General features: G+C 70.4%; 14 protein-coding genes. 9 read left to right on the top strand and 5 right to left on the bottom strand.

Annotated features, from left to right (window positions below; genetic code table 11):
* Positions 1–3: 3 nt before the first annotated feature.
* On the bottom strand, positions 4–1,410 hold the full coding sequence (locus E1B00_RS01380; RefSeq protein WP_139444875.1) for a class II fumarate hydratase: 1,407 nt from the start codon (positions 1,408–1,410) through the stop codon (positions 4–6).
* A gap of 146 nt (positions 1,411–1,556) precedes the next feature.
* On the opposite strand from E1B00_RS01380, the gene purB reads away from it, so the two are divergent.
* The 8 genes from purB to pilH all read left to right on the top strand — a co-directional run bounded on the left by purB (position 1,557) and on the right by pilH (position 12,257).
* Entirely contained in the window at positions 1,557–2,924 is a 1,368-nt protein-coding gene (gene purB / locus E1B00_RS01375) for an adenylosuccinate lyase (RefSeq protein ID WP_139444874.1), read from the top strand.
* Positions 2,925–2,931: 7 nt separating this feature from the next.
* Positions 2,932–4,122: a cupin domain-containing protein gene (locus tag E1B00_RS01370; RefSeq protein ID WP_139444873.1), complete on the top strand. Its 1,191-nt coding sequence runs from the start codon at positions 2,932–2,934 to the stop codon at positions 4,120–4,122.
* 3 nt (positions 4,123–4,125) lie between these two features.
* Complete coding sequence (locus E1B00_RS01365; RefSeq protein WP_139444872.1) at positions 4,126–5,085, top strand: GNAT family N-acetyltransferase; 960 nt, start codon at positions 4,126–4,128, stop codon at positions 5,083–5,085.
* Between the two features lie 206 nt (positions 5,086–5,291).
* The gene (locus tag E1B00_RS01360; RefSeq protein WP_139444871.1) at positions 5,292–8,117 is read left to right on the top strand and encodes a 2-oxoglutarate dehydrogenase E1 component; all 2,826 of its coding nucleotides are present in this window, start codon (positions 5,292–5,294) and stop codon (positions 8,115–8,117) included.
* 28 nt (positions 8,118–8,145) lie between these two features.
* The gene (sucB, locus tag E1B00_RS01355) at positions 8,146–9,321 is read left to right on the top strand and encodes a dihydrolipoyllysine-residue succinyltransferase (RefSeq protein ID WP_139444870.1); all 1,176 of its coding nucleotides are present in this window, start codon (positions 8,146–8,148) and stop codon (positions 9,319–9,321) included.
* A 14-nt stretch (positions 9,322–9,335) separates the two neighbouring features.
* A complete protein-coding gene (lpdA, locus tag E1B00_RS01350) occupies positions 9,336–10,760 on the top strand; it encodes a dihydrolipoyl dehydrogenase (protein ID WP_139444869.1) in 1,425 nt (474 codons plus the stop codon).
* A 73-nt stretch (positions 10,761–10,833) separates the two neighbouring features.
* On the top strand, positions 10,834–11,826 hold the full coding sequence (locus tag E1B00_RS01345; protein ID WP_139444868.1) for a YhdH/YhfP family quinone oxidoreductase: 993 nt from the start codon (positions 10,834–10,836) through the stop codon (positions 11,824–11,826).
* Between the two features lie 62 nt (positions 11,827–11,888).
* Entirely contained in the window at positions 11,889–12,257 is a 369-nt protein-coding gene (gene pilH, locus E1B00_RS01340) for a twitching motility response regulator PilH (RefSeq protein WP_139444867.1), read from the top strand.
* A 59-nt stretch (positions 12,258–12,316) separates the two neighbouring features.
* Here the strand turns inward: pilH and E1B00_RS01335 are convergent, their stop codons facing one another.
* Both E1B00_RS01335 and E1B00_RS01330 read right to left on the bottom strand, forming a co-directional pair.
* Positions 12,317–13,204, bottom strand: a complete 888-nt coding sequence (locus tag E1B00_RS01335) for a DnaJ C-terminal domain-containing protein (RefSeq protein ID WP_139444866.1) — start codon at positions 13,202–13,204, stop codon at positions 12,317–12,319.
* Positions 13,205–13,332: 128 nt separating this feature from the next.
* Positions 13,333–13,773: an Hsp20/alpha crystallin family protein gene (locus E1B00_RS01330; RefSeq protein WP_139444865.1), complete on the bottom strand. Its 441-nt coding sequence runs from the start codon at positions 13,771–13,773 to the stop codon at positions 13,333–13,335.
* A gap of 184 nt (positions 13,774–13,957) precedes the next feature.
* On the opposite strand from E1B00_RS01330, the gene E1B00_RS01325 reads away from it, so the two are divergent.
* The gene (locus E1B00_RS01325) at positions 13,958–14,437 is read left to right on the top strand and encodes a peroxiredoxin (RefSeq protein ID WP_139444864.1); all 480 of its coding nucleotides are present in this window, start codon (positions 13,958–13,960) and stop codon (positions 14,435–14,437) included.
* A gap of 61 nt (positions 14,438–14,498) precedes the next feature.
* On the opposite strand, the gene pbpC is transcribed toward E1B00_RS01325, so the two are convergent.
* Entirely contained in the window at positions 14,499–16,925 is a 2,427-nt protein-coding gene (gene pbpC / locus E1B00_RS01320; RefSeq protein ID WP_139444863.1) for a penicillin-binding protein 1C, read from the bottom strand.
* 1 nt (position 16,926) lies between these two features.
* Positions 16,927–21,831 carry an alpha-2-macroglobulin family protein gene (locus tag E1B00_RS01315; RefSeq protein ID WP_139444862.1) on the bottom strand — a complete coding sequence of 1,635 codons (4,905 nt, stop codon included), beginning with the start codon at positions 21,829–21,831 and terminating at the stop codon, positions 16,927–16,929.
* Positions 21,832–21,891 lie beyond the last annotated feature (60 nt).

Below are 21,891 nucleotides of genomic sequence, written 5' to 3'. Positions count from 1 at the left end.
GGGTCAGCCGGCGCCGCCGCCCGGCTTGCCGTGGATGCCGCCCTTGGCCAGGGCGGCCGGATCCAGCAGTTCGCGCAGTTTTTTCTCGGGCAGGCCCGTGGCTTCACGGGCCACGTCGAGCACCGGCCGACCCTCGCGGTAAGCGCGCTTGGCGATCGCCGCCGCCTTCTCGTAGCCGATCACCGGATTGAGTGCGGTGACCAGGATCGGGTTGCGGCCCAGCGCCTGTTCCAGTCGGTCGCCGCGCACGGCGAAACCCGCGATCGCCGTGTTGGCCAGCAGGCGCGACACGTTGGCCAGCAGCCCGATCGACTGCAGCAGGTTGTGCGCGATCACCGGCAGCATCACGTTGAGCTGGAAATTGCCGCTGGCGCCTGCCACCGTCACCGTCGTGTGGTTGCCCATCACCTGGGCGCAGACCATGCACGCGGCTTCCGGGATCACCGGGTTGACCTTGCCGGGCATGATCGAGCTGCCCGGCTGCAGGGCCGGCAGCTCGATCTCGCCCAGCCCCGCCAGCGGCCCGGAGTTCATCCAGCGCAGGTCGTTGCCGATCTTCATCAGGGCGACGGCCAGCACGTTGAGCTGGCCCGAGAGTTCCACCGCCGCATCCTGCGAGGCGATGCCCTCGAACAGGTTGTCGGCCTGCACGAAGCGCGCGCCCGACAGCCGCGACAGCGCCGCCGCCACCCGCTTGCCGAAGCGCGGATCGGCATTGATGCCGGTGCCGACCGCGGTACCACCGATCGGCAGGCGCTGCATGCGCTTGAGGCTGTCCTGGATACGCTCGGTGCCGCTGGCGAGCTGCGCCGACCACGCGCCGAGCTCCTGCGCCAGCGTCAGCGGCATGGCGTCCATCAGGTGGGTGCGGCCGGTCTTGACCACCTTGCCCAGGCCCCGGGCCCGCTTGTCGATGGTGGCGCGCAGGTGTTTGAGCGCCGGCAGCAGGCGCTCCCGGCAGGCCAGCACCGCGGCGACCTGGATCGCGGTGGGGACCACGTCGTTGGAGCTCTGGCCCATGTTGACCTGGTCGTTGGCGTGCACCGGCTTCTTCTGCCCGCGCGAGGCCAGGCTGGCGATCACCTCGTTGGCATTCATGTTGCTCGAGGTGCCCGAGCCGGTCTGGAACACATCCACCGGGAACTGGCCGTCCAGGTCGCCGGCCGCCACCTGCAGCGCCGCGGAACGGATGGCCGCGGCCGCGCCTTTCGGCAAGTGGCCCAGGCCGGCGTTGACCTCGGCGGCGGCCGCCTTGACCAGGCCCAGGGCGCGGATGAAGTCGCGCGGCATGGGCAGGCCGGAGATCGGGAAGTTCTGCACCGCGCGCTGGGTCTGGGCGCCATAAAGGGCCTCGGCCGGAACCTGCAGCTCGCCCAGGCTGTCGTGTTCGAGGCGGGTCCGATGGGCCATGGCGGCGCTCCTTTCAAGAGGCCCCGAGCATAACGCGACAAGGCGGAGCGCAAAGTGCGGGGTCGGATGAACTTAACGTTTGAAACGTTAAGTTCATCCGACCCCGCGCTGTAGAATGGCGGCCTTGCCTCCGCCCGAGCCCGCCGATGTCCGACCACACTCTCACCGCCCTCTCCCCGCTCGACGGCCGCTATGCCGCCAAGGCCGAGGCCCTGCGGCCGATCTTTTCGGAGTACGGCCTGATCCGGGCCCGGGTGCGGGTCGAAGTCGAGTGGCTGCTGGCCTTGGCCAGCGAATCGCACGTCGTCGAGCTGCCGCCCTTCTCCGGCCCCGCCATCGACCGCCTGCGCGCCCTCGTCGACGGCTTTTCGGTCGCCGACGCCGCCCGGGTCAAGGAGATCGAGCGCACCACCAACCACGACGTCAAGGCGGTCGAATACTTCATCAAGGAGCGCCTGAAGGACGACGCCGAGCTCGGCCCGGCGCTGGAGTTCGTGCATTTCGCCTGTACGAGCGAGGACATCAACAACCTCAGCTACGCGCTGATGCTGCACGAGGCCTACACCACCGTCGTGGCGCCCAGGACGCAGGCCGTGGTGGACAAGCTGCAGGCGATGGCGCACGAACACGCCGCCCTGCCGATGCTGTCGCGCACCCACGGCCAGACCGCCTCGCCGACCACGGTGGGCAAGGAAATCGCCAACGTGGTCGCGCGCCTGCAGCGCCAGGTGGCGGTGATGCACGGCATCGAGTTCCCCGGCAAGATCAACGGCGCCGTCGGCAACTACAACGCCCACGTCGTCGCCTACCCGGACGTGGACTGGCCGGCGCTGGCGCAGCGTTTCGTCGAATCGCTGGGCCTGGACTTCAACCCCTACACCACCCAGATCGAGCCGCATGACGGCATCGCCGAGCTCTGCGACGCCCAGCGCCGCATCAACACCGTGCTCGTGGACCTGTGCCGCGACGTCTGGGGCTATATTTCCCTGGGCTACTTCAAGCAGGCGGTGAAGGCCGGCGAAGTCGGCAGCTCGACCATGCCGCACAAGGTCAATCCGATCGACTTCGAGAACGCCGAGGGCAACTTCGGCCTGGCCAACGCCCTGCTCGGCCACTTCAGCGAGAAGCTGCCGATCAGCCGCTGGCAGCGCGACCTCACCGACTCCACCGTGCTGCGCGCGCTCGGCACCGCCTTCGGCCATTCGATCATCGCGCTCGACGCGCTGCAGCGCGGCCTGGGCAAGCTCAGCGCCAACCCCGAGCGCCTGGCCGCCGACCTCGACGCCGCCTGGGAAGTGCTGGCCGAGCCGGTGCAGACCGTGATGCGCCGCCACGGCCTGCCCAATCCCTACGAACAGCTCAAGGCGCTCACCCGCGGCCAGGGCATCACGGCCGAGTCCATGCGCGCCTTCATCGAAGGCCTGGAGCTGCCGGCCGCGGCCAGGCAGCGCCTGCTCGCGATGACGCCCGCCAGCTACACCGGCCTGGCCGAACGCCTCGCCCGCGAGGTCTGAGCCCGCCATGGCCCGGCTTCCGATCGAGATCGACGGCGCCGGCCTGCCGCCGCTGGGCATGGCGCCGGAGAAATTCCTGCGCGACTACTGGCAGAAGCGCCCGCTGCTGGTCCGCAACGCCTTCCCCGGCTTCGTGTCGCCGATCACGCCCGAGGACCTGGCCGGCCTGGCCTGCGAGGAGGCCGCGCTCGCCCGCATCGTGCTGCACGACCGCAGGCGCGACCGCTGGGAGCTGCGCAACGGCCCCTTCGCCGAGGAATCCTTCCCGAAACTGCCGAAGACCGACTGGACCCTGCTGGTCCAGGATGTCGACAAGTGGGACATGGACGTGCGCGCCCTCCTTGGCGCTTTCCGCTTCCTGCCGTCCTGGCGGCTGGACGACATCATGGTCAGCTTCGCGGCGCCGGGCGGTTCGGTCGGCGCGCACGTGGACCAGTACGACGTCTTCCTGCTGCAGGCCCACGGCCACCGCCGCTGGCAGATCGATACCGACCCCGGCGCGCCCCGGGATTTCCGGCCCGACGTCGAGCTCAAGCTGCTGCGCGAGTTCAACCCGGACCACGACTGGGTGCTGGCGCCGGGCGACATGCTCTACCTGCCGCCGGGCGTGCCGCACCACGGCGTGGCCGAGGACGCCTGCCTCACGTTCTCGGTCGGCATGCGCGCGCCTTCGCGTTCGGAGCTGATGCTGGACTTCGTCGAAGAGCTGGCTGCGGGCACGGCGGAGGAGTCGCGCTACGCCGATCCGGACCTGGCCCTGCCCGCCGATCCCGCCGAGATCGATGACGCCGCGTTCGCGCGCGTGCGCGCCGCGCTGGCCGACCTGCAGTCGCTGGACGAGGCCACCCTGCGCCGCTGGTTCGGCCGCTTCATCACCCAGTACCGCGCGGCCGGCGAACTCGCCCGGCCGGCACGCGCTCCCAGCCTGGCGGCGGTGGCCGAGACCCTGGCCCGTGGCGGCCGCCTGCACCGCCATCCGCACGCCCGGCATGCCTGGGCGCGCGAGGGGCGGCGCGCCCGCCTGCACGCCAACGGCCTGGCCTATGCCATGGGCGTGGCTTCGGCGCGCCTGCTGGCCGGCGCCGACGTCATCGACCAGGGCACGCTGGCCGCGCTCGACGCCGACGGCCGCGCGGCGCTGGAATCCCTGCTCGCGCAGGGCCACTATCATGTGGAAAAACCACCGCGCCGCCGCTGACCCATGATCGAAAGCGACTTCCGCGTCGAACCCGCCGACTACCAGGCCGACTTCCAGGACCTGCGCCTGGTGCGCGAGACCGTCTTCGTGCTCGAACAGAAGGTGCCGATCGAGGACGAGTGGGACGAACTCGATCCGCGCTGTCGCCATGTGCTGGCCCGCGACAACCACCACCGCCCGATCGGCACCGGCCGACTGACCCCCGAGCGCAAGATCGGCCGAATGGCCGTGCTGCCGGAATGGCGCGGCAAGGGCGTCGGCGACGCCATGCTGGTCGCGCTGATGGACCAGGCCCGCGCCCAGGGCTGGACCGAGGTCCGGCTCAATGCCCAGGTCAGCGCCGAACGTTTTTACGCCCGCCATGGCTTCGAGCCCTACGGCGAGCGTTTCATGGAAGCCGGCATCGAGCACCAGGCCATGCGCCGCGCGCTCGAGCCCCTGACCCGCCCGGAACGGCCGGCCGCTGCGCCGCGCGGCCCTTCGGTGCCGGCCCGCGAGTTCGATGGCCTGGCGGCCGCCACCGAGGCGACGCTGGCCCTGGTCCAGGGCGCGCGCCGCGAACTCTGGCTCTACAGTCGCGACCTGGAGCCCGCGCTGTACGCCCAGCCTGCCGTGCTCGAGGCGTTCAAGCAGTACGCCATCGCCGGCCGCGGCGGCGTGGTCCAGGTGCTGGTGCAGGAACCGGCCACCCTGCTGGGCAGCGGCCATCCCCTGCTCGGCCTGGCCCAGCGCATGAGCACGGTGTTCCAGTTCCGCACGCCCACCGACCCGGTGGACCAGCAGTATCCCTCGGCTTTCCTGGCCAACGACCGCGACGGCTACCTGTTCCGCCTGCTCGGCAGCCGCTTCGAGGGCGACTGGAGCCCGGCGCAGCCGGCGCGCGCGCGCCAGCTGGCCGAACACTTCGGCCGCGTCTGGGAGCGTTCCCGGCCCTGCACCGAGCTGCGGGTGCTGGGCATCTGAGCCCACCGCCGGCCTGAACCGCGACGCACCGGCGCGGCGGATGCGACCAAAGCAGGGGGCGCAAATGCCCGTTCCGGACCTCATCTCGGGTTCTAAAGCCGGTGCGTGCCGGCTATAATCGCGGGCCTTGTCGCCGCCCGGCGTCGGCATGCGACATCCCATTCCATCAATCACTTACCCGCCCTTCGGCGGGCCAGGCCAGGGTCGTGGATAGTCTGATCAAGCAGTTCAAGCAGACCTCTCAGCTTGCCGGCGGCAACGCCGCCTTTATCGAAGACCTGTACGAGCAGTACCTGGTCGATCCCGACAGCGTTCCCGCGACCTGGAAAACCTACTTCGACGGCTTCAAGGGCCGCGAGGCCGGCGATGTGCCCCACTCGGCCGTGATGGCCCGGGTCCAGGCCGCCGCCCGCGCCGGCGCCCCGGCCGGCACCCTGGACGACGAAACCGCCCGCAAGCAGGCGGCCGTCGGCAAGCTGATCACCGCTTACCGCTCCCGCGGCCACCTGGGCGCGAAGCTCGACCCGCTGGGCATGATGGCCAAGCAGGACGCGCCGGACCTCGACCTGGCCTTCCACGGCCTGAGCGACGCCGACCTGGACCAGGAGTTCAGCGTCGACACCTGGTACCCGGAAAAGAAGTTCAAGCTGCGCGACCTGCTGGCCCGCCTGCGGGCGTCCTACTCGGGCAGCATCGGCGCCGAGTTCATGCACATCTCCGACGCCAACCAGCGCCGCTGGATGCAGCAGAGGCTCGAAGGCGCTGCCGGCAAGTACGGCTTCGGCGCCGACGCCAAGAAGCGCCTGCTCGAGCGCGTCACCGCCGCCGAGGGCCTGGAGCGCTACCTGCACACCAAGTACGTCGGACAGAAGCGCTTCTCGCTGGAAGGCGGCGATTCGCTGATCCCGCTGATGGACACGCTGATCCGCCGCGGCGGCAGCGACGGCATCAAGGACGTGGTGATCGGCATGGCCCACCGCGGCCGCCTCAATGTGCTGGTGAACACGCTGGGCAAGCCGCCGCTCAAGCTCTTCAACGAGTTCGAGGGCAAGTACGACCACCCCGACACCCCCGAACACTCCGGCGACGTGAAGTACCACATGGGCTTCTCCGCCGACGTCGCCACCCCCGGCGGCCCCGTGCACCTGGCCCTGGCCTTCAATCCCTCGCACCTTGAAATCGTCGACCCCGTGGTCGCCGGCTCGGTGCGCGCGCGCCAGATGCGCCGCGAGGACGCCAAGCGCCAGCAGGTGCTGCCGATCCTGATCCACGGCGACGCGGCCTTCGCCGGCCAGGGCGTGATCATGGAGCTGTTCCAGATGTCGCAGGCCCGCGGTTTCGCGGTCGGCGGCACCGTGCACGTGGTCATCAACAACCAGGTCGGCTTCACCATCAGCCGCCAGGACGACGCGCGCTCGACCTTCTACTGCACCGACCCGGCCAAGATCATCGGCGCACCGGTGCTGCATGTGAACGGCGACGACCCCGAGGCCGTGGCCTTCTGCGCCCAGCTGGCCTTCGATTTCCGCAAGGAATTCCGCCGCGACGTGGTGATCGACCTGGTCTGCTACCGCCGCCACGGCCACAACGAAGCCGACGAGCCGGCGGCCACGCAGCCGCTGATGTACCAGAACATCCGCGCCCGCAAGACCACCCGCGAGCTTTACGCCGAGCAGCTGGCCGCCGAGGGCGTGCTCGACGCCGCCGGCGCCAAGGCCCTGGTCGACACCTACCGCGACAAGCTCGACAAGGGCGAGGTCACCACCGAACTGGCCAAGGTCGGTCCGGATCCGTTCGCAGTCGACTGGTCGCCGTGGCTCAAGGGCAAGCTGTCGGACGCCGTGGACACCGGCCTCAAGCGCGCCACCATCGATGCCCTGGCCGCACGCATCAACACCCTGCCCGAGACCCTGAAGCTGCATCCGCGCGTGGCCAAGATCTACGAGGACCGCCGCAAGATGCTCGCCGGCGAGATTCCGATGGACTGGGGCTTCGCCGAGAACCTGGCCTACGCCAGCCTGCTGGCCGAAGGCTACAAGCTGCGCGTGGTCGGCCAGGACGCCGGCCGCGGCACCTTCTTCCACCGCCACGCGGTGCTGCACGACCAGGTCACCGGCGAGGCCTACCTGCCGCTGCGCGGCCTGGCCGCCAACCCCGAGCACGTGATGGTGATCGACTCGCTGCTGAGCGAGGAAGCGGTGATGGCCTTCGAATACGGCTATTCCACCGCCGAGCCGACCACGCTCAACATCTGGGAAGGCCAGTTCGGCGACTTCGCCAACGGCGCCCAGGTCGTCATCGACCAGTTCATCACCTCCGGCGAATCCAAGTGGGACCGCCTGTGCGGCCTGGTGCTGTTCCTGCCGCACGGCTACGAAGGCCAGGGCCCGGAACACAGTTCGGCGCGCCTGGAGCGTTTCCTGCAGCTGTGCGCGCTCGACAACATCCAGGTCTGCACGCCGACCAGCCCGGCCCAGATGTTCCACATGCTGCGCAGGCAGATGCAGCGCGCCATCCGCAAGCCGCTGGTGGTGATGACGCCCAAGTCGATGCTGCGCCACAAGCTCTCGGTCTCGAGCCTGGACGACCTGGCCAAGGGCCACTTCCAGAACCTGATCCCGGACAGCACCGCCAAGGACGCCAAGAAGGCCAAGCGCGTCGTCGTCTGCGGCGGCAAGGTCTATTACGACCTGGTCGAAGCGGCCGAGGCGAAGAAGATCACCGACGTCGCCATCGTGCGCGTCGAGCAGCTCTACCCGTTCCCGCGCCCCGAACTGGCCGCCGAGCTCAAGCGTTTCGCCGGTGCCAAGGAAGTGGTGTGGTGCCAAGAAGAGCCGATGAACCAGGGCGCCTGGTACCAGATCCGCCACCATCTGGACTTCTGCCTGGGCAAGGGCCAGTCGCTGAGCTACGCCGGGCGCGCGCGCTCGGCCGCTCCGGCCGCCGGCCACCTGAGCACGCACAACGTCGAACAGGCGAAGCTGATCGAGGATGCCCTCGTCAACGCGCCCAACACCCACACCGCCGAATAACCCCATACCAAGCCACAGGACCTCGTCCATGAGCATCGAAGTCAAAGTCCCGGTCCTCCCGGAATCCGTTTCCGACGCCACCATCGCCACCTGGCACAAGAAGGCCGGCGACAGCGTGCGCCGCGACGAGAATCTGCTCGACCTCGAAACCGACAAGGTGGTGCTGGAAGTGCCCTCGCCGGTCGACGGCGTGATCAAGGAAATCAAGTTCAAGGAAGGCGACACCGTCACCAGCCAGCAGGTCGTCGCGATCATCGAGGAAGGTGCGGTCGCCGCCGCGCCGGCCCCGGCCGCTGCGGCGCCTGCCGCGGCTCCGGCGGCCGCCCCCGCCAAGGCCGCCGCTCCGGCGCCCGCCGCGAAGACCGGCGGCAGCGAACTGCCCCCGGGCGCCGCGGCCCACGCGGCCCGCAACGACGTCAACCCGGCCGATGTCGCCGGCACCGGCCGCGGCGGTCGCGTGACCAAGGAAGACGTGGTCAACCACATCAAGGTCGGCGGCGGCGCCCGCCCCGAGCAGCGCGTACCGATGACCCGCATCCGCCAGCGCATCGCCGAGCGCATGATGCAGTCCAAGAACTCCATCGCCATGCTGACCTCGTTCAACGAGGTCAACCTGTCGAAGGTGATGGCCATGCGCAAGGAGCTCGGCGAGGGCTTCGAGAAGTCCCACGGCATCAAGCTCGGCTTCATGAGCTTCTTCGCCAAGGCCGCGGCCAATGCGCTGCAGAAGCACCCGATCGTCAACTCCTCGGTCGACGGCACCGACGTGATCTACCACGGCTACGCCGACATCTCGATCGCGGTCGCCACCGACAAGGGCCTGGTGACGCCGGTGCTGCGCAACGTCGAGAACATGAGCTTCGCCGACGTCGAGGGCGCCATCGCCGGTTACGCCAAGGCGGCCCGCGAGGGCGGCCTCAAGCTCGAGGACCTGCAGGGCGGCACCTTCACCATCACCAACGGCGGCACCTTCGGTTCGCTGATGTCCACGCCGATCGTCAACCCGCCGCAGTCGGCCATCCTGGGCATGCACGCCATCAAGGAGCGCCCGATCGCCGAAAACGGCCAGGTCGTGATCGCGCCGATGATGTACATCGCGCTCAGCTACGACCACCGCATCATCGACGGCAAGGACGCGGTGCTGTTCCTGGTGGACATCAAGAACCAGCTGGAAAACCCGCACCGCATGCTGCTTGGCCTGTAAGGAAGGACTCCGCCATGTCTGAGCAATTCGACGTCATCGTCATCGGCGCCGGCCCGGCCGGTTACCACGCCGCCATCCGCGCCGCGCAGCTGGGCCTCAAGACCGCCTGCATCGACGCGGCCCTGGGCAAGGACGGCAAGCCGGCGCTGGGCGGCACCTGCCTGCGCGTGGGCTGCGTGCCCTCGAAGGCGCTGCTCGACAGCTCGCGCCAGTTCCACAACCTCCAGCACCTGTTCGGCGAGCACGGCATCACCGCCAAGGACGCCAAGATCGACGTCGCGACGATGGTTGGCCGCAAGGACAAGATCGTCAAGCAGTTCACCGGCGGCATCGCCATGCTGTTCAAGGCGAACAAGATCACGCCCTACTACGGCTTCGGCACCCTGCACCCGGGCAAGGTGGTCAAGGTGAAGCAGCACGACGGCAGCGAGGTCGAGCTGCAGGGCAAGCACGTCGTGATCGCCGCGGGTTCGGATTCGATCGAACTGCCGTTCGCGAAGTTCGACCAGAAGAACATCGTCGACAACGTCGGCGCGCTCGACTTCACCGAAGTGCCCAAGCGCCTGGGCGTGATCGGCGCCGGCGTGATCGGCCTGGAACTCGGCAGCGTGTGGAAGCGCCTGGGCGCCGAGGTCACCATCCTCGAGGCGCTGCCGGACTTCCTGGCCGCCGCGGACGCCGAAGTGGCCAAGACCGCGCTGAAGGAATTCAAGAAGCAGGGCCTGGACATCCGCCTCGGCGCCAAGGTCAGCAAGGCCGAAGTGAAGAAGGACGGCGTGCACCTGACCTACAACGACGGCAAGGCCGACGTTGAACTGGTCGTCGACAAGCTGCTGGTATCGGTCGGCCGCCGCGCGGCGACCAAGGGCCTGCTGGCCGAAGGCACGGGCGTGAAGCTCGATGCCCGCGGCATGGTCGAAGTGGACGAACACTGCTTCACCGGCGTCGAGGGCGTGTGGGCGGTCGGCGACTGCGTGCGCGGCCCGATGCTGGCGCACAAGGGCTTCGAGGAAGGCATCGCCGTGGCCGAGCTCATCGCCGGCCTGCCGGGCCACGTCAACCTCGACACCGTGCCCTGGGTCATCTATACCGAGCCGGAAATCGCCTGGGTCGGCAAGACCGAGCAGCAGCTCAAGGCCGAAGGCACCCCGTACAAGACCGGCAGCTTCCCGTTCGCCGCGATCGCACGCGCGGTGGCGATGGGCGAGCCCGCCGGCTTCGTGAAGGTGATCGCGCACGAGGAAACCGACCGCATCCTGGGCATGCACCTGGTTGGCGTCGGTGTCTCCGAGCTGGTGCACGAAGGCGTGCTGGCGATGGAGTTCCACGGTTCGGCCGAGGACCTGGCACGCATCTGCCACGCCCATCCGACCCTGTCGGAAGCCATCCACGACGCCGCGATGGCCGTGGACAAGCGCGCCATCCACAAGGCCAACTGATCCGCCTTGCCCGCAGGCACGAGGCGCCCCCGGGCGCCTCGTGTCGTTTCAGGACCCGCCAGAGGACCCGCGCATGACCGTTCCCGCCAGCTTCCGCGCCTTCCGCATCCACGACGACGGCGGCCATCGCGCCGGGATCGAATCGGTCTCGCTCGATGACCTGAGCCCGGGCGAAGTGGTGATCAAGGCCGAATGGTCGAGCGTCAACTACAAGGACGCGCTGGCCGGCACCGGCACCGGCAAGATCCTGCGGCGTTTCCCGCTGGTGGGCGGCATCGACGTCGCCGGCCGGGTCATCGCAAGCACCGACCCGCGCTTCAAGGAAGGCGACGCCGTGCTGTGCACCGGCAGCGGCCTGTCGGAGACCCGCGACGGCGGCTACTCGGAAATCGTGCGCCTGCCCGCCGAGTGGACCATTCCCCTGCCCGCCGGCCTGGACACGCGCGAGGCCATGGTGCTGGGCACCGCCGGCTTCACCGCCGGCCTGTCGTTGCTGCGCATGGAGATGAACGGGCAGACGCCGGCCATGGGCCCGGTCGTGGTCACCGGCGCCACCGGCGGCGTCGGCAGCCTGGCCATCGACATCCTGACCCGCGCCGGCTACGAGGCCCACGCCATCTCCGGCAAGGCCGAACACGCCGACTACCTGCGCCGCCTGGGCGCGCGCGAGATCTTCCCGCGCGACACGCTCGACAGCGCCAAACGGCCGATGGAGAACGCGCGCTGGGCCGGCGCCATCGACAACGTCGGCGATCCGGCCCTGGCCGCGCTCACCCGCGTCATCCAGCCCTACGGCAACATCGCCAGCTGCGGCCTGGCCGGCGGGCACGGTCTCGCAACGACTGTGATGCCCTTCATAATCCGGGGCGTCTCCCTGCTCGGCATCGCCTCGGCCGGCACCGCCCGCGGCCAGCGCGAACAGGTCTGGGAACGCCTGTCCGGCGCCTGGAAACCGGCCCACCTGGACGCCATCTGCGCCCGGGAAACCACGCTGGACGGCCTTTCCGGGGTATTCCCGACCATGCTGGCCGGCGGATCCTTCGGACGAACGGTCGTCCGGCTCTGACTCCGGCTTGCACCTTTGCGGCCGCCACGGCATACAATCACCTACCCGTTGGAGGCCCATTCATGGCACGCATCCTGATCGTCGACGATTCCCCGTCCCAGCTGATGGGCATGAAGCGCATTGTTGAAAAGCTGGGGCACGAAGCCCTGACCGCCGAAGACGGCGCCGCCGGCGTCGAAGCCGCCAAGGCGCAGAAGCCCGACCTGATCCTGATGGACGTGGTGATGCCGAACCTCAACGGTTTCCAGGCCACCCGCGCGATCTCGAAGGAAGCGACGACGGCCCACATCCCCATCGTCCTGGTGACCACCAAGGACCAGGAAACCGACAAGGTCTGGGGCATGCGCCAGGGCGCCAAGGCCTACATCACCAAGCCCTTCAACGAGAACCAGCTGATCGAAGTCATCCAGGGCCTGCTGGCCGGCGGCTGACCCGCCCCCGCTGGAAGAGAGAGGCCCGCCATGAGCGGGCCTTTTTCATGGCGCGCGGCTCAGGCCTTGCGCGGGTCGAAGTCGAAGGCGTCGGACATTTGCCGATACAGCTCCTTCTGCGCCTCGGTGTCGGCGCGCGGCGCCCGCACCTCGATCTCGACGATCTGGTCGCCGGCCGCGGGTTTCCCCGGCAGGCCGCGGCCGCGCAGGCGCAGCTTGCGGCCGGTGTCGGAGTCCGCGGGCACACGCAGCTCCACCGCGCCGCCCAGGGTCGGCACGCTCACCGTCGCGCCCAGTGCGGCCTGCCATGGCGCCAGCGGCAGCGTGTAGAGCACGTTGCGGCCGTCCACCTCGAACTCGCCGTGCGGCCGGTAGTCGATCTCCAGCAGCAGGTCCGAGGCCGGGCCACCGCCGCGCCGGCCCTGCCCGGCCAGGCGGATCACCTGGCCCGGCGCGATGCCGGCCGGCACGTTCACTTCCAGCGTGCGGCCGTCGACATTGATGCGCTGCTTGCCGCCGGTGTACGCCTGCTCGAGCGTGATGGCCAGCTTCGCCCGCACGTCGCCCTGCGGCGGCTGCGCGCGTCCGGTGCGGCCGCCGCCGAACAGCGATTCGAAGAAGTCGCTGAAGCCGCCGCCGCTGCCGAAGTCCTGCTCGAAGCGGAAGCCGTTGCCGCCGAAGCCCCCGGGATGGAAACCCGGCGGCGGGCGGAACTCTTCACCGGGCCGGTAGCCGTGGGCGCGCAGCTGGTCGTATTCGGCGCGCTTGTCCTTGTCGCGCAGCACTTCGTAGGCCTCGTTGACGGCCTTGAAGCGCTCTTCGGCGCCCTTTTCCTTGCTCACGTCCGGGTGGAACTTGCGCGCCAGGCGGCGGTAGGCGGTCTTGATCTCCGCCTCGCCGGCCGTCGGCTCCACGCCGAGGATTTCGTAGTAGTCCTTGAACTGCATCGTCTGCCTCTGGCAACGGAAAACCCGCGGGATCGCCGCGGGTTGGATTGTACGCTGCCGGCCCCGCCGCCCCCGCGCAGGGAGCGACGGGCCGGGAACGTGGCGCCTTCCGTGGCGGCCCGCGCCGCTTATTGCACCTGGATGCGGCGCGGCGTGGTCTCGGGACGCTTGGGAATGCTGATCTCCAGCACGCCGTGCTTGCCGGCGGCGGTGATGCCTTCCGGGTTGGCGCTGTCGGGCAGCGCGAAGCGGCGGTAGAACACGCCGTGCGCACGCTCGATGCGGGAATAGCGGTCGCCCTGGGCGGCCGATTCGGTGCGGCGCTCGCCCTTGATCGACAGGATACCCTTGTCCATCTGCACCTCGATCGCGTTCGGGTCGACGCCCGGCAGGTCGGCGAAGATCAGGAATCGGTCGCCCTCCTCCTTGATGTCCACGCGCGGCACCCACTGGCTGGTGACGACGCTGGACGCGTCGGTGTCGTCGTTGTTGAGGAACTTGTCGAACACCTGCTTGATCTCGTCCTGCAGGGCGCGGGGATTGCTGGCGGAATAGCGGATCAGGCTCATGGTTTGGTCTCCGTGGGTTCAGCGGCGCGGGGCCGCCATGACCGGAACATAGGGCCCGCCGGCGCGGCTTCAAGGCGTTGAAAAAGCGTCGGCCGGACCCCAGAAACGCCCGTTCACGCCCACGCGCGGGTCACGCGCGATCGGTACACTGCCCGTCCGCCTCCCCCACTCCACCGGAGCTGCCATGACCATCCAGATCGGCGACAAGATTCCCCAGGCCATCCTCAACGAACTGCGCGACGGCGTGCAGCCCGTGGACACCACCGAACTGTTCGCCGGCAAGAAGGTCGTGCTGTTCGCGGTACCGGGCGCGTTCACCCCGACCTGCTCGGCCAAGCACCTGCCGGGTTATGTCGAGAAGTTCGACGAGTTCAGCCAGCGCGGCATCGACGTCGCCTGCCTTTCGGTCAACGACGCGTTCGTGATGGGCGCCTGGGCCAAGGACCAGAACGTGCCGGCCGCCGTGCACATGCTCGCCGACGGCAACGGCGCCTTCACCAAGGCCCTCGGCCTGGAGCTCGACGCCACCGCCTTCGGCATGGGCCTGCGCGCCAAGCGTTTCGCGCTGTACGCCGAGGACGGCGTGGTGAAGCAGCTGCACGTCGAAGCCCCGGGCGAGTTCAAGGTTTCGTCGGCCGACTACGTGCTCGAACACCTGGCCTGAAGTCTCCCGCGATGGCACCGGAAAAGGCGGCTTCGGCCGCCTTTTTTTGCCGGCGCCGTAATCAGCGCAGCACGCGCAGCGTGAGTTCGGCCCAGGCGCCGGTGTCGGCCAGGGCGGTGATGCGCTGTTCGCCGGGTTCGTCGAAGGCGTGCGTCCAGGGTCGGCCGCCGCGGCTTTCGCCGGCCAGCCGCCCGTTCACCAGCCAGCGCACGCGCGAGTCGGTGCCGATCGCGCGCAGCCGCAGCGTCGGCGCGTGCGGACTGCCGGGGGCTCGCGCGAGCCGGGCGCCGTCGCCCGGGCCGTCGATGCGCAGCGTCTCCATCGCCGCCAACGCGTCCGGCGCGCAGTCCGGGGCCAGCGCGGGGATCGCACTCGCGCGCCGCGTGGCGGCCGGCAGCCACGGGTAGGCCAGGCCCGGCCAGCGCGCCACTTCGACCCGGCGGCGGGCGTGCGTGCGGGAGCAGCTGGCGCTGAGCCGCTGTCCGGTGCCTTCGTCCAGCTCCAGCGCCAGGCGTCCGCTGCCCCAGAGCCGCGATTCGCGTTCGGGCAGGGTTGGCGGCAGCACGCCGGCCAGGGCCAGGGCCTCGCGTTTTTCGTGGCAGAGCGCGGGGGCCGCCGGATCCGGCGGCAGGCCCAGCGGCCAACAGATCTCCAGCTTGCGCACGCTGGCAGGCGGCGCGCTGCGGCGTGAGTCGCCGGAACCGCGCGGCAGGCTGTCGACGACTTCGAACAGCAGGGGCAGCGCGGTGATCGCGCCGTACTGGCCCGGCAGCGGCGTGCCGTCCGGCCGCCCCACCCAGACGCCGACCGTGTAGCGCGCCGTGCCGCCCAGGGCCCAGGCGTCGCGGAAGCCGTAGCTGGTGCCGGTCTTCCAGGCCACGCGCGGCCTTCCGCTGGTGTCGAAGCTGTCCTCGCGCTGGCCGGGGCGCCCATGCTGTTCGAGGATCTCGCGCACGATCCAGGCCGCGCCCGGCGACAGCAGCCGGCGGTCCTGGCGCGGCGCGTCGGCGCGGTAGCGCACGGCGCCCGCCAGGCCCTCGCGGTTGAGCGCGGCGTAGGCGCCCACCAGTTCCTCCAGGCGGGTGCCGGTGCCGCCCAGGATGATCGACAGGTTGGGTTTGGAGCCACGCGGCAGGCGCAGGGTCAGGCCGGCGTGCGCCAGGCGGGCGGCGAAACGCTCCGGCCCCAGGCGGTCCAGCACGTCCACGGCCGGCACGTTGAGCGACAGCCGCAGCGCCTCGGCCACCGACACCGGGCCGTTGAAGGCCGGATCGAAATTCGCCGGCCGGTAGTCGCCGAAACTCTGCGGCGCGTCCACCAGCAGGCTTTCGGAATGCAGCAGGCCGTCGTCGATCGCCAGGCCGTAGAGGAAGGGCTTGAGCGTCGAACCCGGCGAACGGGTCGCGCGCACCATGTCCACGTGGCCCAGGCGCGCGGCGTCGGCGAATTCCAGCGAGCCCACGTAGGCGCGCGCCTCGAGGCTGGCGTTGTCCACCACCAGCAGCGCGGCCGAGGTGCGCTCCGGCAGGCGGGCGAAATACGCGGCCAGGCGCTGTTCGAGCACGCGCTGCAGGCCCGCATCGAGCGTGCTGGTGATGCGCGCCTGGTCGGGCGCCTCGGCGCGCAGCCGCTGTGCCAACAGGGCTGCGGACATCGGCGGCTGCAGGCGGCGCGAGACCACCGCTTCGATGCGGGCATCGGCGACATCGGCGTCGGTCCAGACATGCCGCGCGGCCAGACGTGCCAGCACCTTGTCGCGCGCCGCGCGTGCGGCCTCGGGGTGCCGGTCCGGGCGCAGCCGGCTCGGCGCCTGCGGCAGCACCGCCAGCAGCGCCGCTTCGGCCCGCGACAGGCTGCGCGCGGGTTTGCCCAGGTAGGCCCAGCTCGCCGCCTCCACGCCTTCGATGGTGCCGCCGAAGGGCGCGTGGTTGAGGTAGAGCGTCAGGATCTGATCCTTGGTAAAGCGCCACTCCAGCTGCAGCGCGCGCAGGCCCTGGCGCAGCTTGCCGCCGGCGGTGCGCGGGTGCGGGTCGAGGATGCGGGCGACCTGCATGCTGAGCGTCGAGCCGCCGGAAACGACGCGTCCGTTGGCCAGCCACTGTCCGCCCGCGCGCAGCAGCGCAAACGGATTGACGCCCGGGTGCCGACGGAACCAGCGGTCTTCGTAGGTGATCAGCGCCTCGAGGTAGTGCGGCGAGACCTGGTCGAGCGTGACCGGGTAGCGCCACACGCCATCCCGGTCGGCGAAAGCGCGCAGCGGCGTGCCGTCCGCGGCCAGCACCACGGCGCCACCCCCGCCTCCGGCGGGCAGCGGCGGCGGGAACAGGCGGTCCAGGCAGAACAGCAGGGCCAACAACCCGCCCGCGGCGATCAGCAGCGTGCGGGCGCGGAAGATCCGGCGCCCGGGCCGGGCGGCATCGCCGCGGCCCTTCCAGGGCCAGGCGATCCGCGCGCTGCGCGGACCGCCCCGGGGTGCCGCGGCCGCCATGTCAGGGCTGCACGACGGTCACCGACGCCGGCACCGCGCGACCGACGCCACGCAGCTCCGGCCGGTACATGTCCTCGACCTGCGGCGGCGGCACGACGTAGGTGCCCGGCGTCACCGCCCGCACCAGGTAGAACAGCTGCGTGGTCTGGCCCTGGTAGAGCTTGATCGCGGCCACGTAGCGGTCGTCGCGGTATTCCTCGTGCAGCACCTCGGCGACGTCGCCGCGGTCGCCCAGCGAGGTGCCGCCGACGGTGACGTCGGCCCACTGCGCCGGATCGGTGAGGTTGAGGTTCTCGACCTCCAGGCCGGCCGGCAGCAGGTCGACCACCAGCGCATCGGGCATGGCCTCGCGGGCCTCGATGCGCAGGGCCGCCACCAGCACCTGGCCTTCCTTCAGCGGACCCGGCTTCCAGGGCGTGCCGTCGGGGTTGTGCCAGGTGCGCTGCACGCTGATCGCGCTGTCGTCGGGCACCGGCGCCGTGCGCGGCACGCCGGCCACGTCGATGCTGGCGAACACCGGCGCCTGCGCCGTCGGGGTGAAGCGCACGCCGGCATTGAGGTCGCCGATGCCGAAGTCGCGGCTGAACAGGCGATCGGCGCTGAGCTCGTCGGTCTCGCCGCCCACGGCCAGCTGGCCGGAGAAGGTGCTCGACGCATCCAGCGTCAGCGCCCGGCCCAGGCGCGCCAGGGCGATCTGTTCCTGGGTGCTGAGCCAGTAGTGGCGCTCGGCGCCACGCGCCTGCAGGTCGCGCGACAGGGCCAGCAGGCGATCGTCCTGCGGCTTGCCGCTGCGGCCGTTCTCGCGCAGCAGGGCCAGCATCAGGGCGCGGTCGCGCAGCTCGCTGCCGTAGTCGCCCAGCCAGCGCGGCCGCTCGTCCTTCTTCGCCAGCGCCTCGTTGATGGCCTTGGTGCCGCGCGCCTCGTCGCCCTGCATGACCAGGGCCAGGCCCAGCTGCAGCAGCGGCAGGCCGGTGCGGGCCTTGCCGCGTTCGTTGTCGTAGAGCGCGCGCAAGGTGCCGAGCGGTGCCCGGTTGACCTTCGCGAGCACGTAGCCGGCCTGGGCCTGGTAGGCGAAGCGCAGGTGGTCGGACTCGTCGTAGGCGTAGAAGGGCACGCCGCCGGTGAGCAGGTCCTCGTTGAGGCGTTCGAGCGCCTTCTGCAGCATCGCCTCGGGCACCGCGAACCCGGCCTCGCGCGCGCCGAGCAGGAACTCGGCGATGTACGGGGTCAGGATCGGCGTGCTGCTGTCGCCGCCCCACATCGAGAAGTGGCCGTTTTCCGTCTGCAGTGCCGCCAGGCGACTGAAGGCGCCCTCGAGGCGCTGGCGCCTTGCGGTTTCATCCAGGCCGGTGAAGCCCATGCGGCGCGCGCTGTCGCCGTCGAGCAGCAGGGCCGCGTAGCCGCGGGTGGTGGTCTGTTCGACGCAGCCATAGGGGTAGTCGAGCAGGTCCTGCAGGGCCCGCGCGAACGGGATCGGCGGCACCGCCGTCACCGTCAGGCGTGCGGACACCGTGCCGGGCATCAGCCCGGCGGCGAGCTCGCTGCCCAGCGACAGCGAAGCATCCGGCGCCAGGCTCTGCGCGCGCGAACGCACGATGCCGCTCCAGGCCGCGCGCACCGGCACGTCGAACTCGCGGTTGACCGCATGGCCGCCGCCTTCCACGCGCAGCCGCAGCGTGCCGACACCAAAACCTTCGGTGCCGCTGAGCGCATAGGTCAGCGTGGTCTTTTCCTCGGAGGCGAGCGCCACCTTGCGGCGCTCGCCCGCCACTGCGATCGGGCCGGTGGTGTCGAGGCTGACGTTGAACTCGCCGGCGGCGCCGGTGTAGTTCTGCAGGTCCAGCGTGACCGTGCTGCGGTCGCCCGGCGCCAGCGCGCGCGGCGCGCTGACTTCGGCCAGGATCGGCGCACGCAGCACGCTCTCGCTGCTGCCCTGGCCGTAGACCTCGTCGCTGAAGACGAGCGCGGACACGCGCAGCGTGCCGTTGAAGTCCGGCACCTCCACGTCCACCTTGGCGCGGCCCTGCGCGTCGAGCTTCACCGGGCCCGCGAACAGGTCCACGGTCTGCACCCGCGCGGTCGGCCGGCGCGCCTGCGGCAGGGCCGCCAGGGCCATGTCGCCGCCGAAGCGCAGCGTCGCCGCTTCGCCCTCGAAACTTTCGATCACGCGGCCGTAGAGGTCGCGTGCGTCCACGCCGAGCCGGCGCTGGGCGAAGAAATGTTTCGCCGCGTCCGGCACCGGGAAGCGCGTGATGTTGAGGATGCCGACGTCCACCGCCGACACCGTCGCCCATGCGGTCTTTCCGGCCAGCGCGGGCGCGGTGATGGTCACCGGCAGCGCCTGTTCCGGACGCGTCTGCCTGGGCGCCTCGACCGTCACCGGCACGGTGCGCGCGGCGCGGTCCATCGGCACGTGGGCCACGCCGACGGCGCGCGCCGGCGTGACCTTCTCCACCGCCGAACCGCCGCGGAAGACCAGGGCGGTGATGTAGATGTCGTGCCGTTCCCAGGCCTCGGTGACCTTCAGCTCGTAGGTCGCGCCGGGTTTGGCCTCCAGCGGCTGCACGTGCAGCAGCTGGTCGCTTTCCACGATCAGGATGCCGGGGCCGGGCTGCGGCGGCGTCACCGTCACCTTGAGCGTGTCGCCGGCGCGGTAGGCGGTCTTGTCCAGGGCCAGCTTGACCTTGTCGGGGCGGGCGTCGAGGCCGCGGTTCTGGTTGTCCCAGCTCCAGCCGGCGACGAAAGGCAGGCGCGTGGTCAGGCCGGTGGCCGGATCGGTGATCTCGAGCCGGTATTCGCCCCACTCGACCGGGAAGTCGATGCGGGTGCCGCCCGAAGGCAGCGTCGCCAGGCTGCGGGTTTCGACGGTCTCGTAGCGGCTGGTGAAGTCGTAACCCCAGCCGCCGCTGTCCTGGCGCCAGTGGTAGTCGCGCAGTTCGCGCACCAGGCTGACCTTCAGCGCCGGGGCGGCGGAAAGTTTGCCGGTGGCGTCGCTGCGCAGCACCTCGAACCCGGCCACGCCGTTGGCCGGCGCGCCTTCCTTTAGGTCGAACAGCGGCCGCGCGCCGACCAGCTCGGCGGCCGGCCAGACACTGCGCTTGAGGCTGCGGCTGACCGGTCGGCCGCCGCTTTCGTAGACGCTGCCAGTGACCACGACCGCGACCGGCGCGCCCGGATTGGAGGCTTCCTCGGGCAGTGCGAGCTGGGTGCGCAGGCGGCCGTTGCCGGCCAGCGCCTCGTCCACCACGTCCTTGGCGTCCTTGGGCAGGGTGATCGTCGGGTCGCCGAAGAAATGGTCGGGGTACTGCTCGACCGGATGCTGTTCGGGCGAGACCGCCAGGCGCGCCGTGAAGCGGTTGCCCGCGGCCGGCGCGCCGTAGAGGTAGGCGGCGTCGACGTCCACGGTCAGCTTCTCGCCGGGCCGCAGCGTGGCCTGGGCGGAGGACAGCTCCAGCTTCATGCGCTCGGGCAGGAACTCCTCGATGCGCAGGCTCATGCCCTGCACCACTTCGGCGGCGCCCGGCGCGGTGCGGAACTCCACCTGCCAGCGGCCGGTCGGCACGTCGGCCGGCAGCGCCTGGCTCCAGGCGTAGTAACCGCCCTCGCCCGCCGCCAGCTGGGTTTCCAGGAAGACCTTGCCGTCGGGCTGCTTCAGGCTCAGGAACAGCGGCTGCGCCTTCACCGCGCGGCCGTCGAAATCGCGCATCAGCGCCGAGATGCGCACGGTCTCGCCGGGGCGGTAAAGGTCGCGGCCCGACCACGCGAACACGTCGAACCAGGCCTGTGGCCGTCCCGCCACCGCGAACTCGGAGAGATCCAGCGCCGGCTGGTTGAACGGCAGCAGGGACACGTCCGAACCGCTGCGCGCTACCAGCACGTGGCCGGCGTCGAGCTTGTAGCCGACCAGCGCATTGCCGGCGCCGTCGGTGGTCGCCTTCGCCACCACCTCGCCCTTGCGGTCGAGCACTTCCAGCGCCACGTCGCCGGCGGCATCGCCGCTCTTGAGCGAGGCGGTGTGCACGAACACCTTGTCGCCGTAGGCGCGCAGGTGCAGGCCGATGTCGCTGATGAAGAAGATCGCGGTTTCGTAGTCGTCGCCGTAGGCGCCGACCCGGCGCATCAGCGCGAAATACAGGCCCGGCTGCTGCAGTTCGGTGATGTTCTGCACCGGCAGGTAGCTAAGCCGGCGCTCGTTCTCGCCGCCGCCGAGCACGAAGCGGTTGAGGTAAACCGAGTCGGCGACCTTGTTGATCGCGACGCGGTTCTGCCACTCGCTGTCGCTCAGCTCCCAGCCGCCGCGGCGGCCGCCGCGCTGGTAGCTGACGAAGAAGTTCGCGACTTCGCTGTCGCGCACGCGCAGGAACTCGACGTCCACTTCGGGCACGTTCACCGAAACCACCGGCAGGCCGCGGGTGTCGCGCGCCGGCAGCACGCTGCCCTGCGAAGCGAAACCGACCGCCGGCTCCACCGGCCCGGTGTTGACCTTGCGCCGGTCTTCCTTGCCCAGGGTTTTGCCGTCGGCGGCGGACAGGCCGGCAAGCAGCACCACGCTGTAGTCCTGGCTGGCCTCCACGTAGGGGAAGCGCAGCTTCAGCGCGGACTCGTCCAGCACCCAGCTGCCCTTCACCGCCTCGCCCTTCGGACCGGTCACCACCAGCAGTTCGTCGAAGGACTGGCCCGCGGCCAGCGGCTGCGAGAACTCCAGCTCGATCGCCAGCTGGCCTTCGTGCGTGCCGCGCCCGGCGGCGACCAGGGCGAACCCTTCGACCTTGGGCCGGGCGTCGACCGCGCCATCCTGCAGTTCCGGCACCTGGTTGGCGTCGCGCTTGCAGCCGGCGAAGGCCAGCACCGCGGACAGAAGGATCAGGATCGCCGCGGCGCGGCGGAAAACGCGATTGGAAAACATGGCCAGCTCCCGGGGGGATGCGGCCAGTATAGGTCGGCGGCGTGACCGTTCGCCGCCACG

It is taken from the genome of Arenimonas terrae, from assembly GCF_006265115.1.
GTDB classification, from domain to species: domain Bacteria; phylum Pseudomonadota; class Gammaproteobacteria; order Xanthomonadales; family Xanthomonadaceae; genus Arenimonas; species Arenimonas terrae.
Note: the sequence above shows the minus strand (reverse complement) of the source record. Positions and strands in the feature narration are given on the sequence as shown.

What these genes read in the sequence shown, in the direction of transcription:
- E1B00_RS01380 (WP_139444875.1), bottom strand. Translation starts at nt 1,410, where the DNA reads ATGGCCCATCGGACCCGCCTCGAACACGACAGCCTGGGCGAGCTGCAG.
- purB (WP_139444874.1), top strand. Translation starts at nt 1,557, where the DNA reads ATGTCCGACCACACTCTCACCGCCCTCTCCCCGCTCGACGGCCGCTAT.
- E1B00_RS01370 (WP_139444873.1), top strand. Translation starts at nt 2,932, where the DNA reads ATGGCCCGGCTTCCGATCGAGATCGACGGCGCCGGCCTGCCGCCGCTG.
- E1B00_RS01365 (WP_139444872.1), top strand. Translation starts at nt 4,126, where the DNA reads ATGATCGAAAGCGACTTCCGCGTCGAACCCGCCGACTACCAGGCCGAC.
- sucB (WP_139444870.1), top strand. Translation starts at nt 8,146, where the DNA reads ATGAGCATCGAAGTCAAAGTCCCGGTCCTCCCGGAATCCGTTTCCGAC.
- lpdA (WP_139444869.1), top strand. Translation starts at nt 9,336, where the DNA reads ATGTCTGAGCAATTCGACGTCATCGTCATCGGCGCCGGCCCGGCCGGT.
- E1B00_RS01345 (WP_139444868.1), top strand. Translation starts at nt 10,834, where the DNA reads ATGACCGTTCCCGCCAGCTTCCGCGCCTTCCGCATCCACGACGACGGC.
- pilH (WP_139444867.1), top strand. Translation starts at nt 11,889, where the DNA reads ATGGCACGCATCCTGATCGTCGACGATTCCCCGTCCCAGCTGATGGGC.
- E1B00_RS01335 (WP_139444866.1), bottom strand. Translation starts at nt 13,204, where the DNA reads ATGCAGTTCAAGGACTACTACGAAATCCTCGGCGTGGAGCCGACGGCC.
- E1B00_RS01330 (WP_139444865.1), bottom strand. Translation starts at nt 13,773, where the DNA reads ATGAGCCTGATCCGCTATTCCGCCAGCAATCCCCGCGCCCTGCAGGAC.
- E1B00_RS01325 (WP_139444864.1), top strand. Translation starts at nt 13,958, where the DNA reads ATGACCATCCAGATCGGCGACAAGATTCCCCAGGCCATCCTCAACGAA.
- pbpC (WP_139444863.1), bottom strand. Translation starts at nt 16,925, where the DNA reads ATGGCGGCCGCGGCACCCCGGGGCGGTCCGCGCAGCGCGCGGATCGCC.
- E1B00_RS01315 (WP_139444862.1), bottom strand. Translation starts at nt 21,831, where the DNA reads ATGTTTTCCAATCGCGTTTTCCGCCGCGCCGCGGCGATCCTGATCCTT.